Origin of the sequence: Burkholderia pyrrocinia, from assembly GCF_003330765.1 — a bacterium.
Classification (GTDB): Bacteria; Pseudomonadota; Gammaproteobacteria; order Burkholderiales; family Burkholderiaceae; genus Burkholderia; species Burkholderia pyrrocinia_B.
This window is the reverse complement of record NZ_CP024902.1, coordinates 254,834-270,279: the sequence shown is the minus strand read 5'-3', so window position 1 is coordinate 270,279 and position 15,446 is coordinate 254,834. Positions and strand designations below refer to the sequence as shown.

The 15,446-nt window shown below is 62.7% G+C and carries 14 protein-coding genes and 1 tRNA gene; 2 read left to right on the top strand and 13 right to left on the bottom strand.

Annotated features, from left to right (window positions below; all coding sequences use genetic code 11):
• Positions 1-1,392: an enolase C-terminal domain-like protein gene (locus CUJ89_RS01230; protein WP_114178451.1), complete on the top strand. Its 1,392-nt coding sequence runs from the start codon at positions 1-3 to the stop codon at positions 1,390-1,392.
• Positions 1,393-1,489: 97 nt separating this feature from the next.
• Here the strand turns inward: CUJ89_RS01230 and CUJ89_RS01225 are convergent, their stop codons facing one another.
• The 9 genes from CUJ89_RS01225 to CUJ89_RS01180 form a co-directional block, all read right to left on the bottom strand.
• Positions 1,490-3,229: a flotillin family protein gene (locus tag CUJ89_RS01225; protein ID WP_236654908.1), complete on the bottom strand. Its 1,740-nt coding sequence runs from the start codon at positions 3,227-3,229 to the stop codon at positions 1,490-1,492.
• A 90-nt stretch (positions 3,230-3,319) separates the two neighbouring features.
• Positions 3,320-3,979 (bottom strand): YqiJ family protein, encoded by a 660-nt coding sequence (locus CUJ89_RS01220; protein WP_114175629.1) that lies wholly within the window; start codon positions 3,977-3,979, stop codon positions 3,320-3,322.
• Positions 3,980-4,012: 33 nt separating this feature from the next.
• Positions 4,013-4,711, bottom strand: a complete 699-nt coding sequence (locus CUJ89_RS01215; RefSeq protein ID WP_114175627.1) for a PspA/IM30 family protein — start codon at positions 4,709-4,711, stop codon at positions 4,013-4,015.
• A 67-nt stretch (positions 4,712-4,778) separates the two neighbouring features.
• Positions 4,779-5,273 carry a hypothetical protein gene (locus CUJ89_RS01210; protein ID WP_114175626.1) on the bottom strand — a complete coding sequence of 165 codons (495 nt, stop codon included), beginning with the start codon at positions 5,271-5,273 and terminating at the stop codon, positions 4,779-4,781.
• A 465-nt stretch (positions 5,274-5,738) separates the two neighbouring features.
• Positions 5,739-6,020 carry a PAAR domain-containing protein gene (locus CUJ89_RS01200; RefSeq protein ID WP_114178448.1) on the bottom strand — a complete coding sequence of 94 codons (282 nt, stop codon included), beginning with the start codon at positions 6,018-6,020 and terminating at the stop codon, positions 5,739-5,741.
• A gap of 10 nt (positions 6,021-6,030) precedes the next feature.
• Positions 6,031-6,918 (bottom strand): DUF4123 domain-containing protein, encoded by an 888-nt coding sequence (locus CUJ89_RS01195; RefSeq protein ID WP_114175625.1) that lies wholly within the window; start codon positions 6,916-6,918, stop codon positions 6,031-6,033.
• Positions 6,919-6,950: 32 nt separating this feature from the next.
• Positions 6,951-9,131 carry a T6SS phospholipase effector Tle1-like catalytic domain-containing protein gene (locus CUJ89_RS01190; RefSeq protein WP_114175624.1) on the bottom strand — a complete coding sequence of 727 codons (2,181 nt, stop codon included), beginning with the start codon at positions 9,129-9,131 and terminating at the stop codon, positions 6,951-6,953.
• On the bottom strand, positions 9,128-9,754 hold the full coding sequence (locus CUJ89_RS01185; protein WP_114175622.1) for a DUF3304 domain-containing protein: 627 nt from the start codon (positions 9,752-9,754) through the stop codon (positions 9,128-9,130). The genes CUJ89_RS01190 and CUJ89_RS01185 overlap by 4 nt, the downstream gene beginning before the upstream one ends.
• Positions 9,755-9,769: 15 nt before the next feature.
• The gene (locus CUJ89_RS01180; protein WP_236654907.1) at positions 9,770-12,292 is read right to left on the bottom strand and encodes a type VI secretion system Vgr family protein; all 2,523 of its coding nucleotides are present in this window, start codon (positions 12,290-12,292) and stop codon (positions 9,770-9,772) included.
• Positions 12,293-12,559: 267 nt separating this feature from the next.
• Between CUJ89_RS01180 and CUJ89_RS01175 the strand changes: the two genes are divergently transcribed.
• Positions 12,560-13,195: a DUF6988 family protein gene (locus CUJ89_RS01175; RefSeq protein ID WP_152036566.1), complete on the top strand. Its 636-nt coding sequence runs from the start codon at positions 12,560-12,562 to the stop codon at positions 13,193-13,195.
• 268 nt (positions 13,196-13,463) lie between these two features.
• On the opposite strand, the gene CUJ89_RS01170 is transcribed toward CUJ89_RS01175, so the two are convergent.
• From CUJ89_RS01170 to CUJ89_RS01155, 4 genes are all read right to left on the bottom strand, one after another.
• A tRNA-Ala gene (locus tag CUJ89_RS01170) sits at positions 13,464-13,539 on the bottom strand.
• Between the two features lie 67 nt (positions 13,540-13,606).
• The gene (locus CUJ89_RS01165) at positions 13,607-13,969 is read right to left on the bottom strand and encodes a c-type cytochrome (RefSeq protein WP_114175618.1); all 363 of its coding nucleotides are present in this window, start codon (positions 13,967-13,969) and stop codon (positions 13,607-13,609) included.
• Positions 13,966-14,766, bottom strand: a complete 801-nt coding sequence (locus tag CUJ89_RS01160) for a BON domain-containing protein (protein ID WP_114175616.1) — start codon at positions 14,764-14,766, stop codon at positions 13,966-13,968. The genes CUJ89_RS01165 and CUJ89_RS01160 overlap by 4 nt, the downstream gene beginning before the upstream one ends.
• Positions 14,767-14,783: 17 nt before the next feature.
• Positions 14,784-15,368 (bottom strand): SIS domain-containing protein, encoded by a 585-nt coding sequence (locus tag CUJ89_RS01155; RefSeq protein WP_114175615.1) that lies wholly within the window; start codon positions 15,366-15,368, stop codon positions 14,784-14,786.
• Positions 15,369-15,446 lie beyond the last annotated feature (78 nt).

Sequence of the window (15,446 nt, the reverse complement as noted above, 5' to 3'; positions counted from 1 at the left end):
ATGTCCGAATCCCGCCGTGCCGGCACCCCACGCGTCACGCGCATGCAGGTGATTCCCGTCGCCGGCCGCGACAGCATGCTGCTCAACCTGTGCGGCGCGCATGCGCCCTACTTCACGCGCAACCTCGTGATCCTCGACGACAGCAGCGGGCACACGGGCGTCGGCGAAGTGCCGGGCGGCGAAGGGATCCGCCACGCGCTCGAGCGCATGACGGATTGCGTGGTCGGCCAGTCGATCGGACGCTACCAGGCCACGCTCAACGCGGTGCGCGCGGCGCTCGCCGGCGCGGGCGCAGGCCGCACGATCCGCCACGAGGTCACGTCGGCCGGCGAGGCGGCCGTGCTGCGCCAGCCGCACGAGATCAACCTGCGGCTCGACAACGTGATCACTGCGATCGAGGCCGCGCTGCTCGACCTGCTCGGCCAGCATCTCGACGTGCCGGTCGCGGCACTGCTCGGCGAAGGCCAGCAGCGCGACGCGGTGCCGATGCTCGCATACCTGTTCTACCTTGGCGACCGACGCCGCACCGATCTGCCGTATCGCGACGAGGCGCACGCATCGGACGCGTGGTTCCGGCTGCGCAACGAAGCGGCGCTTACGCCGGCCGCGATCGCGCGGCAGGCCGAAGCCGCAGTCGAGCGCTACGGTTTCACCGATTTCAAGCTGAAGGGCGGCGTGATGGCCGGCGCCGACGAGATGGAAGCGATCGGAGCGATCAAGGCGCGCTTTCCCGACGCACGCACGACGCTCGACCCGAACGGCGCATGGTCGCTCGACGAAGCCGTCGCGCTGTGCCGCGGCCAGGGCCACCTGCTCGCGTACGCGGAGGATCCGTGCGGGCCGGAAGGCGGCTATTCGGGCCGCGAGGTGATGGCCGAATTCCGCCGCGCGACGGGCATTCCGACCGCGACCAACATGATCGCGACCGACTGGCGGCAGATGGATCACGCGGTGCGGCTGCAGGCAGTCGACATCCCGCTCGCCGATCCGCATTTCTGGACGATGCAGGGCTCGGTGCGGCTCGCGCAGCTGTGCCGCGACTGGGGGCTCACGTGGGGCTCGCACTCGAACAACCACTTCGACGTGTCGCTCGCGATGTTCACGCATGCGGCGGCAGCCGCGCCCGGCACGATCACCGCGATCGACACGCACTGGATCTGGCAGGAAGGCGATGCGCGGCTTACGCGCGAGCCGCTCAGGATTGTCGGCGGGCAGGTGGCCGTGCCGGACCGGCCGGGGCTCGGGATCGAACTCGACATGGCGCAGGTCGAGGCCGCGCATGCGCTGTACCAGGAGGTCGGCGGCACGGCGCGCGACGATGCGGTCGCGATGCGCTATCTCGTGCCGGGGTGGACGTACGATCCGAAGCGGCCGAGTTTCGGGAGGGGGTGACGGGGTGACGGGGGGACGGGGTGACGGGGGGACGGGGAGCGGGAAAATCCCGATTGGCCGCCGGCTCGGCCGGCAGCCAATGCGTCGTTATCTCGCGTTACGCGATCTCGGCGCGCCCCCCGGGCGCACCAGCGGCCGCCGGTGCGGGGTTCGCCACCGACGCGAGGCTTGCCGTCGGCGCTTCCGTCCGAACAGCCGGCACCAATCCTTGCAGCGATCCACCGGACAGGCCGATCTCGCCGAGCAGCGAATCGATCAGCGGCGCATGCGCGCGATAGGATAGCGCCGCGGACATCGCCTGTTCGGCCAGATTGCCGCCTGCCGAGCCCGGCGCGCCGCCGTCCGCCGCACCGCTGCGATTGAGCCCGTCGACCTGGATGATCTTGATGCCGTCGATCGCCTTCATCGGTTCGACGGTCTGCTGAATCACGCCCGGCAAGGCCTGCAGCAGCGCAAGCTTGAACTTGAGGCTGGTCTGGTCCGACGACAGCGCGTTGATCGCGTCGTTCAGCGCACGCTGCGCTTCGGCCTCCGCGAGCCCCTTCTTGCGCGCCGCTTCGGCCAGCTCGACCATCGCGGCAGCCTGCATCTGGGCCGCGTCCCGCTCCGCCCGCGCCTGCGTCGTGATGTGAACCGCCTGCGTTTCCGCCTCCTGCGACGCCTCGATCAGCGCAACCTGCTTCGCGCGATCCGCCTCGGCGGTCTTGCGCGTCGTCTCGACCAATTGCTCGGCGCGCACCGCGTCCGCGAGCGATGCATTCGCGCGAGCCTGCGCCTGCGATTGTGCCTCGGACTTCTCCGCGATCACGATCGCCTTCTCCTGCTGCGCAATTTCGGTCACTTTCGCCTGCTCGATCGCTGCCATCTCCGTGACCCGCGTCTGCTCGATCTCCTTCACGCGCACTTCGCGCTCCGCTTCCACCTTGCGGGTACGCAACGCCTGCTCGCGCTGAATCTCGGATTCCTGGATCTGCCGCTCGGCGCCGATCCGGCTCTGCTCCGCCTCCTGGTGACGCTCGGCCTCGAACGTGGCGATGCGGGAATTCTGTTCGGCCGTGCGCGTCTTGACCTGCTGCTCCTGCTCGAGCTTCATGAACGATTCCTGCTGCTCGATTTCGAGCTTGCGGGACAGTGCGTCGCGGTTCTTTTCACGCACGGCCACCTCGGTATCCTGCTCGACCTCGTTGCGCTCCTTGCGGCGCCGCTCGGTTTCCTGGGTGAGCTTCGTCAGGCCTTCGGCGTCGAACGCATTGTTCGGGTCGAAATACTCCTTCGACGTCTGGTTGAAATTGGTCAGCGACACGCTTTCCAGCTCCAGCCCGTTCTTCGCCAGATCTTCCGCGACCGTGTTCTGCACGCCCTGCACGAATCTTTCGCGGGCGTCCTGCAGGTCCTGCATCGTCATCTGCGCCGCGGTCGAGCGCAGCGCATCGACGAACTTGTCGTCGACGAGCGCGCGCAGGTTTTCCGGTGCAAGCGTGCGCTGGCCGAGCGTCTGCGCGGCGGTCGACACGCCCTCCTCGGTCGGCGCGACCCGCACGAAGAACGCGACGACCACGTCGACGCGCATCCGGTCCTTCGTGATGAGGCTGTCGCGCGTCGCCCGGCTCACTTCAAGCTTCAGCGTGTTCATGTTGATCGGGATCACCTCGTGAAACACCGGCAACACCACCGCGCCGCCGCTCATGATCACCTTCTGCCCGCCGAGACCGGTGCGGACAAAGGCCCGCTCCGCGGACGCCCGGACATAAAGACGCGCGAAAATCAGGCCGATCACGCAGATACCCACCACCACTGCCAATGCAATGGCGCCCCAGAATGAGAGTGCATTCATCATGATATTTGTTCGACTCCTGTGTACGGATGGTGACAGCAAGATGCGCCAGCCCGCGCCACCCGGAACGGCGGCCGCCTGGCGAAAAGGGATTCAGAGCAATTCAGGCCGGGGATTTTCGATCGCGTGATAGCGCGAACCCGAGATGCGCGACACGAGCAGGACCGTCGTGCCTTTCGCGAAAGTCCGGCCGGCCTCGTCGGGCTCCACCCGGACGTAGTGCGGCTGGCCGTGCTCGTCGACGAGCCGCGCTTCGGCCGGATTGCCGGGCGACGCTTCACCCGTGACGATCCGCGCGGTGCGGCCGATGAAATCGGCTTCGGAAACCGCCGTGGTTTCGCTTTGCGGGAGAAAGCGCGCGACGAACTTGCCGGTGTGGCGCACGAACGGCAGCGATGCGACCGCCGCCAGCCCCGCGGCCAGCGAGGTGGGTAGCATGAAGCCCGCCACCACCTGCAGCGACGTCTGCAACGCGAGCCCGACAACCGAGAAGCCGAGCAGGAAGAGGATCAGCAGAATCAGCAGCGGAACCCGGCCCACATGCAGCCAGCCGAGAAACTGGCCGACGACACCGGCGTCAGGGCCGCCGTCGGCGTGATCGAGACCGAAATGCAGGACGAGCAGGTTGCCCGCATGCTCGGTCAGGCTCAGTCCCAGCAGCATCGACACGCATTCCAGCGCCCCGATGACGATCATCAGCCCGATCGCGACGACGAACGGCGCGTTGCCGGGCAGCATCAGTGAAGAAGTCATTGTCGTTTTGCTCTCAGGTTCGGGAACGCCCGATCAGGACATGTCGTCCGCCAACTTTCCGGGTTGCGACTTCAGGCGGGCGACGCGTTCCTCGATTCGCTGCTCCTTGTGCAGGGTTTCGAGGCGATACAGCAGCGACGGATCGGCCGACGCAGGGCTGGTGCCCAATCCCGCCGCCCCGGTCGCTCCGGCCATTGTCCGGTTGAAACCCTGTTCGAGTTGCTCCGCCCTCGGGTCAACGGCCGCCGCGCCTTCCGTCCGGCGCTCGCCGTCTCCGGGCGCAGCCGCTCGCGCCGCGATCAGTTCACGCAGCCCTGCTTCCATCTCCGCCCGCTTCGCGCGCAGGCCCAGCAGATCGCCTTCGGCGACCTGCGCGCGCTCGCTCGCCTCGTGCAGCGACTGCTGGAGCACGCCCAGCTGGTCCTCCAGCTCGATCTGCCGCTCCGCGCCGGCGCGGACGGCCGCATCGTCGTTTCGGGCGAGCGCGGTGCCGAGCAGATCGTTCAGCCGCTCGATTTCGTTGTTGATGCGCGCGATCGCCTTGGCCGCCTGGTACCGTGCGGCTTCGTGCCGCCCCAGCGCTACCCGCGCCTGCGCGATCACGTCGTCGAATTCGCGCAGGTACTGCTCGAGGATGGCCTGCGGCATGCGGCTTTCCAGCGAACCGATCAGCGCGTGCACGTTCGCGGTCAACAACCTTTTGACTCGGATACCGAAATGTTCTGTCGTCACGACTTGTCACTCCTTCAGGGATTCAAGCGGGCCGGGCGGGTCACCAAGCGCCGGTTTCAAGGGATGCTCACCGGTTTGCCTGAGCAGGCTGGATGAGGTTCGCCAGTTCCTTGACCTCGTGCACATACGAATCGAGCACGGCGGGATCATAGGCGGGCGGATTGCCGGTCACGGCAAGGCGCAGCAGACCGAGCAGCAGGCGCATGCTCTTCGCTGTCAGGCGCGCTTCGAGTTCGCCGGCGGCCTCGCCGACCGGCTTGCCCGGTGGCGCCGCCGTCACGAGGCTGGCCATGAGTTCCGGGAGTTGCGACGCGAGCAGCGTCACGATTTCAGAGCGGTGGTGGGTGGCGTGTTCGTAGGCGTCGATCGTGTCCAGGACCGGTCGCACCTGCTCCCTGAACAACGCAGCACATCGGACGAAGTCGTGCGCCCCCTTGACCCGCCGGCGAGCGTCGACAATCAGCGTGCGAATCTTGTCGCTCGGGCTCGTCGCGTCCGGTAATTGCAATTCGACCAGCCACGCGAGATCGTCCTCCGGAATTCGTACCGATACGGTTTGCATGACGTTCAGTCCCTTCGAGTCGATAACTCAAAGCATAGTGCGGGCGTATGCAAATGTATACGTTTGTATTTCGAGATAAGTACGAAATGCCGGACTCGCCGAAAAACAAAAAAGGCCCGATCTTGCGATCGAGCCCTTCGAAATTCGTTGGGCGGAGGAGGATCGAACTCCCGACCTTCGCATTGCGAATCAGAATGCCTAGTCAAATAAAATAACGGGTTGTTGACCGACAAACGCATTTTTGGGACACGTTTGAGACAGTCAAGTCTCGAAAATGACCATGGCGACTATCACCAAGCGCGGCGATCTTCAGTGGCAAGCCAAGGTCCGCCGGAAAGGCTACCCCAGCAATCGAAAACATTCCACACCCGTGCTGACGCAGAAAAATGGGCACGAGCCATCGAACGAGAGATGGATCGGGGTCGCTTCGTCAGCAGCGCGGAGGCCGGTTCGGATGTCGTTGGTTCAGTCGCCGACGCGGGCAGTCATGCTGCCAATCAAGGTGCACCCGCACTCGGTATGATGGCCGTGCAACGCGACGCGCTGGCCATCGATCGTCACCGTCGGATGCGCCTCGATAATTTTGTTGATGCCGTGCGGTCGACCGTCCGGATATTTTTCTGGACAGTCCACGAGGTCATGCAGGCGTGCAATCTTTTTGCCGTCGATGCTGTGGGTTTCCGAACCGGTGATCACTTGCCCGCCGTGCGAGGTTTCATCACCCACCACGATCATCTGTAATGCCATCTTGCCCCCCTTATAGCGTGACTGACTGCGGCGCAGGCCCCGTGTTGCGCGCCGTCAGTTTCTCAACCTCTACCCAGACATTCATCGGGACCCGGGCGATGGCGACGCCGAACAATTCGTGCGACTGCTGACGCTGAGTCAGCAGATCATGGACAAACTGATGCCGATCAAAATCCATGCCGTACAGGTAGGTGTACTGGCAGAAAACTAGACGATCCCCCGGCTCACTGATTCCCCACTGCACCGCGCGGTGGTATCGCGGAATGAAGTCCTCAAACCGGTCAAAATAGGGGCGATCGCCGTTGGCATCACCGGACTCGATCAGTGCAGCAAGAATCTCATCCGGCTCCGTGTGTGTCGTGAGAACGTCAATGTCAGCCTGCTCGAGCTTGACCATGACGGAGCGGCATATCCGCGCGCTGGAGGTCGAATCGTTTTGGATGCGCTGCCACACCTTGTGGCGCCCCCGATACATCCACTGCTCGATCGGGCTCATGAACATGGCGCGAACCTGCTCACCCCATGCGTCAAAAACCACCCCCGTGTTACGCGGGTCAAAGAACCGGACCATAGCGGTCATGTTGTCGCCAATGTCCGCAAACAGGAACGCTTGCAGGTGCGTAACGAGCGCATCCATTTCGACCCGGCTCCAGATCAACGACAGACATGGACTTTGAAGGTCGAGTTGATCGAGTTCCGCAAACCAGTCCGCATCCGTGTCGCTCACCGGCACCAAGAACAGCGAAGCGGGTCCGAGCTCTTCTTCGGGCAACCCGGCGAAAACGGAGCGGAACGGTACGCCGGAGCGTTCGAGTAAAGGCACGACCTTCGGCGGACATACCGCCGCGTCGATCAACCCCATCAGGCGCGCTGGCGGGGACGAAGTCTTTAGTTCCATCGAAGATCCAAGTTAGCGGCTTCCAGCCCACTTCACGCCCAGCCGGCTTGGGTTTGGCCAGTGCCGAGGTCCAGTTGCGAAGCGTTTGATGCGAGGCCGAGATAGGCCTTGCGATTGTCCCCGCCTGCAAAAATGACTCGCGGGAAACCATATCCCCCAGGTGCATATTCATGGAAATACGGTATCCGGAACCAGCAGCGGCTGTCGTGCACGTAGTCGTCAAACAGGGTAATGGCGGCCGCGGGCAACTTATTCACGGCGTCGGGCGACGTGTGCTGGCGCAGGAATGATTCCACGCCAGGCAATGGCGCAGCCATCACGTCGTCCTGCGCTCGATAATGTTGCACAATCGTCGACCAGGTCGAGTTGAGCAATATTCCGCTATACGCAAGTGTGACGCTGGGAGAGTCGCTCCCCGGTTGATCGTGCGCGACAACAAGAGTTGGCGGCACCTTGATCATTTCGCCGCCGGGGATCACCACCGGACGATGTTCCGTGCGCTTCACCTGCCACCGTTCGCACTGGTCCGGATACAGGTACCCCAGAAGCAGCCGCATTTCTTCCGCGCCCTGCCGCAGGTCGGTCTGATCATTGGTCGCAACATCTAGCGGTCCTTCCCCCGGACGCGCAGGCTTGGGCTTATTGACCCCGGGATGAGCCACCGCGCCGGCCAGTTGTTCGTTGCGCCGATCCATTGCATCGCGAACCACCTTCACCTGTGGTGTCGAGCTCATGTACGACGCGTATCCGCCGATCGACGATGTCATAGCATTTGCCCGGAGGAGATCGTATTGCGACTGCAGCTTCTTCATCGTCGCATCGTTCTCTGCCGCCTTCGGGAGCGCCTGCTGAACCTTGTGCGGCGTCATCTGGTCTTCGTGGGCGCGCTTGAAGAATGGCTGTCCGGTGACATAGCGCTGCGGATTGCCGATATCCGCACGCAGCGTTCGCCATGCCAACATCTGACCTAGTCCGACCTTCAGCGCGTCTTCTACGCTGCTGACATTCTCGACGGTCTTGCGCCACGCATTGAACGCATCAATCAGTGACGGGGCAAGCGCGAAGTCGGCAACCAGATCTGCGCGTTTGCTTATTGAATCACTATCCACCAGCGGCACACCATACGAGGCCGCCTTCAGGTACATATCGTGCAGCGGGATCTGACTAAGCTTGTGGCTGTCGTCATTCGCTTTCGACGTGGCTCCTCCTTTGCCCTGTTCGTTGGGGGCGTAACCGCCACCCACGTCTGAATGGACGCCTGGATAGGCCACCTCTTCACGAATGCCGCCACCGTAGCTGCCCCCGTTGCGGATCGAGTCAAGCGGGAAACTCATGCGTTGCTCATGTACCGAGAACGCGTGATAACAAAATCGCACATCCTTCGGGATATCAAGCCGGCCGTCGTCAGCGAATGCGAAGTGCCCGTCGAACGCGCCGAAGTCCACGGTTGCGCGCGTCGAGTCGGGTGGTCCGACGGAGGCAACCGTATCGAAAAGACCGACGAAGTTGACCTTGTAGTTCAGTGCATACTTGCCAGTCTGGTAGCCAATCCGCCCATTCGGTGCCCATTCATTCATCAGCTTGTTCACGAACACGCGCGCGGATGCCGCCCCCCGCGAGAAGCCGATCACGTTGATCCAGATCTGCTTGACCGTCTGCGGATATCGTCCCTCATCGACGGCCTGCTTGTGGGCGAGACCCAGTCGATCGGTGCAGCCGACCAGCGGGAGTTTGTGGCCATCGGCTACGGCTGCGCAAATGTCGTTGGCTTTGTCATCCGGAATCAGAAATCGGGTCTTGTCCGTAGCAATGGCCTTGTAAATGGCATTCAGCACTCTCGTGTAGCCCCACACGCAACGACTGCCGAAACCCTTTGCCATCGACTTACCATCAGTTGAGTACGTCAACTCGCCAATTTCCTTGAACGGCGTACCTACGCCTGGAATATAGAAACGAAATATTCCTTCTTCATTCTTATCCTGTGCCGCGCTGTAAAGTCGAGCAACGTTGCTATGCGTGCGAACGAGCGAATCCCGCAACGGATTGGTCTGCACGTCGTTATTGTTCGTGCCGTCAAAGAAGAGCGTGATGTGGAGCGTCTGGGGGCAGGACATCAACGCGTCGCAAACCAGCGCGCGCCCCTTCCTCAACGCCGTGACGCTGCCCGCCACACGCCCCCCCTGGGGCATCGGGTCGGCCCATTTGAGGCTCATTGTGTGTTTCCTCCGTCACGGTATAACCGGTTCCATTCCTGATCCACCACACCGTGCGCGATGTACGGATCGTTGTCCGGGGGGCGTATGCCAGGGTCGTTAGCATCCCCTTTCTGGCCGTCCGCTACCATGATGCGAACCCGGTCACCCGGCAGGAAGACAGCCCACAAGCCTCCCATGACTCGCCCATATTTCGGTATCCGAACGTTCTCGGCCTTGTACCAGTACCCCGGTGTCTTCCCGTCCTGCTTCTTGTCGACCAGCCAGCGCACCGTCAGCCTCAGATCCGGCTGCCATGCTGTAGGGATGTTGCTGCAACACGTTTCACCACCGCCGCCGGACGGCTTGCCGTCCGATCCCGCCGGCCATACATTAGGGCCACCGCCAGTCACCCCTGATCCGTCTGGCCCCTCGATCCCCCACTGATGGATGTACCAAGGGGTGTAGTTCAGCGTCAAGGAACTCGCACCGAGCGTGTCGTAGTGCTTCGGCAGGTTCGACAAGTCGAGTTGTTGCGCCACGGGGCCGGAATGCTTGTCGCATGCGCCGAGGCCAAACACGGCAACGAGGGCGATGGTCTGGATCGTACGTCGCGCGTAACGGGGAAATCGGTCTGTCATCATGAATAGGTCTACGGTTTAACGGGGCACCAGGGCTGCTCCGCCCCGGGCCGCCTTAAGCATGCATTCGACACAGATCTTCTTCGGCGACAGATCAACCATCTGGTCCTTCGGGCCCGGCAGGTCGTGGGTCGCCGCAAACGCAGTAAATTTGCCCGTCGTGCCGCTCACCACGCCGCTCGCGTCCATGTTCAAGAAACTGCCGTTGACCTCGACGCGGAATTTGTGCGCACGCAGCAAGATCTCCTCGCTTTCCAGCAGGATCTGCTTCTGCGCCCGCGCCACGATGGACTTCGTCAGCGCATTCAATACGATGTCGCCTGCCGCCGACACCAGGTGCATCGGGCCGGTCTGCGCGAACAGGCGAAGGGTGTCGCGCACCGTCGCGAAGAAGCTGCGGCCACTGGCAATACCAATATGGCCTTCCGTCGTGATCGCGGCCTGCTGGGACGCCACATGCACGGTCGCTGGCGTTGTGATCTCGACGCCGGCCTTGCCGTCGATCACCAAGTGCGGCTCCGACAACTCCGGAAACGTGTTGCTGCCGCTCGCGCCTGAGCCGCGGATCTGTTCGTTCTGTGCCGCAATGGTGTTGACGAGGTCGGCCTGATGGCCATCAGCATCCTGTGCCTCGCTCTGCTGTGCGATCTTCGTCAGCGCATCATGCAGTTGCTGCGCTTTCCCGAGTCGATCGACAGTCTCGCTCATGTCTTTCGCCGCCGCGGTCGCGCCCGCGCGCGTCTCGGTCGTCACCAGCATGCCGCGATTGGCGCGCAACACCCCCCAGGAATCCGTTGCCAATTCCCAGCCGGTACCGCGCGCTTCGGCCCGCCCCGCGTTGCCGTCAATGCGAGTGTTGTACCCGACGACAAGGCGTGACTGCTCGTGGTCGCTCGAAACTTGTACCTGCAGTTTCCCCGGTGTGTCGTCGGCCACAACCTGATTTGCCGCCGTACCCTCGAGGTCACGAGAGCGCAGACCTGATAGCATCTGGTTATCCGGGAGCTTCCACTGCACAAAGTTGGTGCCGTTCGGCACGCGCCCTGTAATGATCGGGCGGTCCGGCGCGCCATCCAGGAATGACACGACAACTTCGTCACCGATGCGAGGGACATGGATCATCCCAAATCCCTCGCCCGCCCATGGATGGCTCACGCGGACCCAACAGGAGCTGCGCTCATCGCGTTGCCCGATCCGATCCCAGTGAAACTGCACCTTGACGCGGCCGAGCTCGTCGGTATAAATGCGTCGACCTTGCGGACCCACCACGGTCGCCGTCTGCATCTGCATGACGGGCTTACGGTGTTCGAACGGGCTGCGGAAGGGCACGGATTTGCGCTGCGCTTCGATCTCGACGAGGAAGAAGCCCTCGGAGCCATCGAAATGCGTGGAGCCGGAGGCAGGCTGCCCTCCGAAGTTTGCTTTCGCCTCAGCCAATCTCCCAGTCAGACTATGCGGTAGATCGCCGTGATGACTCGATCCCGGCAGGTTGTTCTCGATCAGCCAAGCCACTTCGATGACGGCGAATTCGCTGCGCTCACCAGGCTCGCGGTCGTGTTCCGGGTGCCCGGTGAGCTCAAACCACCGCCCGGCGTCGACGCCACGCAACCCGCCCGCGCCATAAAACCGCTTTGCGCGTGATTCCCATTCCTCCATCCGCACCTTGGAGAGGTGCTCTCCACGTTCCTGCTCGAGATAAGTATAGGGGCCGGTGTACTCGTACATCTCCAACTGTTCCGGCAACTCGTGCGACACCGTCGGAATATTGGTGCCCTTCGGATTGGCGAGCGGCGACGGATACTTATAGTCGAATGTGCGCGTGGTCAGGATGGCGCTATGGAGGGTTCGCAAGCCCGACCAGTGAACCAACGCATCGACCTCGCTGTTCGTGCCGTATCTCGAGAATTGAACTGATCGCGCGGCGAGCGGCTCGCACGTATCCAGGTGATCCGTGATGGTCAGGGTATGGGATTTGCCGTCGTCGGCCTGTTTCCAGATGCTGAACAGGCCTTCTTCTTCCATCAACCGGTGGACGAAATTCCAATCGTCCTCATACTGCGTACAGTACGATCTCGGCGGAAGCGGTTTTGAGAGTGCAAAATCGAATCGGCCTTTCGCGGGCGAATGCGCGTTGAACACGTCCCTGAGGATTTCATCGACGGGTTTGTCCTGCCAGATGCGCTGATCACGGCGAAACTTCAGGAAATGCATCCATGACGCAAAACAGATCTGGTAACTGGTCAACCCGCCTTCCGATCCCAGTCTTCGCACGGCATAGACGTAACCGTTTCGGGGGAGATAGGATTGATCTGCCTGCTGAATCCACAGCGTAACGGGTTGCCCGATCAGTTTTTTCAGCTTGAGGTCGCTGCGCGTTGACAGGACATCGAGTGTGAAGTCGAAATGCCGGCCGATTCGGGACCAGCCGACAGTGCGTTGGGGGAGCAATACACTATCCCCGAGCGGGGTATCGAGTTTCAGCAGACGGTCTTGCTGAAGCAGCCCCCCTTGAATCGCCCTCACGATGTCTTGCGCATCCATTTCCATCCCTTTATTACTTTTCGTTACTTACTTATTTATTGTCACTAATATGACATGGGCTCTCTTGCGCGATTCTACAGTCAAAAGCACCCTTGGCAAGGTGAACCAAGGTCAAATGCGAATCTGAGGCAGTAAAAATGCTCAACCGGGCACCGTGTATACAGTCTGGTCGCGGACCACGTCCCTGCGAGGGGGCGGCGCTAACTCCCCATCGAACACTGTGCGTGCGGATCCGGCACATATCCCAACGATCCATTGGCTGAATTTATGCAACCTGCCTCGGAACATGCGGCGCTAATAGATCTCGTCCGCTGGATTGACACTCAGACAGCCGGACTCACTCTTCCGGCCGATGAGCGATCACAACTCGCCATCGGATGCCTTGACGTCACACTCGAACATCAAGCGGCTATCGCTCTTTTGCATTCCTCAGAGCTCTACGGTTCGATGATGGCGCTGCTTAGAGTCCTGTCGGAGTCATTGATCCGAGGTCTCTGGCTTCACGCCTGTGCAACTGACGTAGAGCTAACCAAGTTCAAGAGGGGGCGTTTGGAAAAGCCGTTCGGCATGCTTATCAAGGAATACGAAAACACCACGGGGGCATCGGAAGGCGTCCTCTCAGGGTTCAAACTATCCGCGTGGACTCAGATGAACGATTTCACCCATACCGGCTTTTTGCAGGTGAGCCGTCGCCATAAGCCTGGCCGAGTGGAAGGAAACTACCCAGACCACGATCTCAGGACGGCTCTTGGTGTCGCCGGTGCTCTAGGTTTGGTGGCCGCAGGGCAACTCATTGCGCTCGCGGAGCGGCACGACCTCTTGCCGCTGTTTCTGGAGAAGATGTCCGAATACGCCGGATCAAAGGGAACTGGTCAAAAATCAGACGTTCCAGAGTCGCAGTAAGCCATGCAGGAGGCGAAGTGGCGTGTGCGCCAACGCTTGCCGCTCTCGACCCCTCGAGTGTGTGGCCGTCCGACATGGGTCTAGACCACACCCAGCATATGTTCGGCCCAAGTAGACCGTCGCAAGTCGCGTAAAAACAACAAAGCCGACTCGAGGCCGGCTTTGTACGCGAAGCATAAGGCTGCACTTTGTAAATAGAAGCATATCTTTGCACCCAGTGCAAAATTATCCTTCCTGTCTCAAAGCGGCCGGTTTTAAAGGAATTCCTTGGTGGAGCGGAGGAGGATCGAACTCCCGACCTTCGCATTGCGAACGCGACGCTCTCCCAGCTGAGCTACCGCCCCAACAGTCAATGATCATACACACGCATTTCCGTGCTTAGCAATAGGGGTTACGTCACCCCCGAACGCGTCACTTCGACGGCGCGCCGGCCAGCACCCATTCGACCACCGAACGGACGTCGGCGTCGCTCATGCGCGGATGCGCAGGCATTGGAATCGCACCCCAGACGCCGGAGCCGCCTTCCTTCACCTTCTTCGACAGCTTCGGCACCGCCTGCGGGTCGGCCTTGTAGCGCGCGGCAATATCCTTGAACGACGGGCCGACGAGCTTGCGGTCGACCGCGTGGCAGCCCATGCATGCGTTGCTGCGCGCAACCTTCAGGCCGTCGCCGACGTCCGCGTGCGCGGCGCCCAGCGTGCCGGCCACGAGCGCCGCGACCGCGGCGCCCTGCGCCATCCACGGTTTCACCCGCTTCACCTGCGCGATCTTCATTGCGACGGCGCCTTCGGGTTGCCCGGGTGCACGTTCGTCGAATTCGAGATCGGCGCCGGAGGCTGCAGCGGCGTGGACTGCACCGATGCGTCCGGCACCGCGCCAACCGTCGCGGTATCCGCCGGCACGGCGGCAGCCTGCGCGCCGGACGCACCGCTCTCGGGCGACGCGGCCTGCAGCGCCTGCGCGTCCTGCGGCTTGATGTACTGGAACACCTTCACGACCTTCTCGACGCCCGGCACCTGGCTCGCCGCTTCCGCGCCGCGGTTGCCCTCGTCGACCGTCACGAGGCCCATCAGGTAAAGGTTGCCGCGCTCGCTGACGATCTTGTAGTTGTTCGCCGACAGGCCCTTCGTCGCGATCAGCTCGGACTTCACGCGCCCTTCAAGGTACGAGTCGTTCGCGCGCGACGACAACGACGACGACGGCTCGACCGACAGTTCGTTGACGATGCCGTTCACGTTGTTGATGCCGCGCACGATTTCCTCGGCGCGCTGCTTCGACGCATTGTTCGGCACTTCGCCCGTCAGCAGCACGCGGCGGTTGAACACGGTCACGTTCACGTGCGACTGGTCCGGCAGCCCGTTGTTGATCTGCGTGAGCGACTTGACCTGGATCTCGCGATCCTCCGTCTGCGCGCCAAGCGTACGGCGATCGGTCGCGATCAGCGCACCGCCGCCGGCCGCTGCGCCCAGGACCCCGAGCACACAACCCTGCAGCGACACGGCGAGGCCCGCCGTCAGCGCAGCAAGCAGCGTGGTTCTGACGAGCGTCTGTTTGACGCGGCTTTGATTCATCGACGGCTCTCCTTCGTTCAATCCTCACCCAGCAGCATCGCGTCGATGCCGTCGCACAGGCAGTGGATGGTCAGCAGATGGACTTCGTGGATGCGCGCCGCGCGAACGGCGGGCACGCAGATCGGAATATCGGTGTCGGACAGTGCAGCCGCGACCGCGTGGCCGTTGCCGCCCGTCAGCGCGACGACGGTCATTTCGCGCTCGTGCGCCTCGTCGATCGCCGCCAGCACGCGCGGCGATGCGCCGCCCGGATCGAGCACCAGCAGGATGTCGCCGGTCTGGCCGAGCACGCGGACCTGCTGCGCGAACAGCTGCTCGGCCGCCGCCGCGCCGGCGAGGCCGGCCTGCGAAGCATCGGTGGCCAGCGCAATCGCGGGCAGGCCCGGACGCTCGCGCTCGAAGCCGCCGACGAGCGACACGGCGAGGTAGTGCGCGGCGGCGGCCGACAGGCCGTCACCGCAGGCGACGATCTTGTTGCCGTTCGCCAGTGCGGCGAACATCGCGTCGACCGCGGCTGCGATCGGCAGTGACAGCGCATCGGCCGCTTCGGCGTGAAGCGCGGCGCTGTCGCGGAAATGTTGCTGAATACGTTCGACTGACATCGATTCCTGGTGAACTGGGCGCGTGGCACGCATCGCGCGAAATCGTGGGTGCGGCGAGTTTACCGTACTCCGGCCCCC